Origin of the sequence: Eudoraea chungangensis, assembly GCF_029360665.1 — a bacterium.
Lineage (GTDB): Bacteria > Bacteroidota > Bacteroidia > Flavobacteriales > Flavobacteriaceae > Eudoraea > Eudoraea chungangensis.
Window position 1 is genome coordinate 1 of the sequence record NZ_JARDUB010000014.1, and the last position, 947, is coordinate 947.

Genomic DNA, 947 nt, shown 5'->3' on the forward strand with positions numbered 1-947 from the left:
CATTTTGTACACCAATCCCTTACGGGAGATGGGGAGATTATCGCCAGAGTAGTATCCTTGGAAGATACGAACGATTGGGCCAAAGCCGGCGTGATGATGCGTAATGGCACAGCAGCGAACGCTGCAATGATTTATATGTCGATGTCCCCAGACCCTTTAAATCTAGGGATAGGTTATACCCTACAGGATAGACCAACTGCGGGAGTTGCCATGACCTCGGCAGACAATAATATAGGACCAGAAATCACCAACAGTTATGGATATTACCTGCGTTTGGTGCGAAGTGGCAGCACTTTTACAGGCTATGCTTCTGCGACCAATGGCAATTGGCAGCAGTTAGGCAGTAGAACCATCTCGATGAGTGAAACCATTGAAGTAGGCTTAGCGACGACTTCGCATAGAGATGGGGTTATAACCACTGCAGTATATGACAATGTAAGTGTAGTAAGTAGTAGTGGAGGAGGCAATGAAGCTCCAACAGCAGTATTAGGAGCTACCCCTACTAGTGGTGCTCCATCCTTGGTGGTACAATTTACGGGAAGCAATTCTACGGACGATGGTCCAGGGGGCTTGTCTTACGCTTGGGATTTTGGCGATGGGAATATATCAAACGATAGTAATCCGGAGCACACGTATACCAGTGTAGGTATTTACACGGTTAGCTTACAGGTAACGGATTCAGAAGGTCTTAGCAACACTGCAGGTACCACCATTACAGTTAGTGCCTTACCCAATACGGGCCCAACGGCCAGTGCTAGTTCTAATGTAAGTAGTGGCGAAGCTCCATTGCTAGTTTCTTTTGACGGCAGTGGTTCTACGGATGATGATGAGATAACGAGTTATTTATGGACTTTTGGTGATGGTAGTACTTCAAATGCGAGTTCCCCATCAAAAGAGTTTAGTAGTGCGGGGAACTACCAGGTAACCTTGCGTGTAGAAGACGCACA

At 46.8% G+C, this 947-nt stretch carries 1 protein-coding gene; it reads left to right on the forward strand.

Translation table 11 applies throughout. From position 1 onward, the window contains the following. The coding region (locus PXG98_RS16415; protein ID WP_276392937.1) for a PKD domain-containing protein at positions 1 to 947 on the forward strand (947 nt) is incomplete at both ends.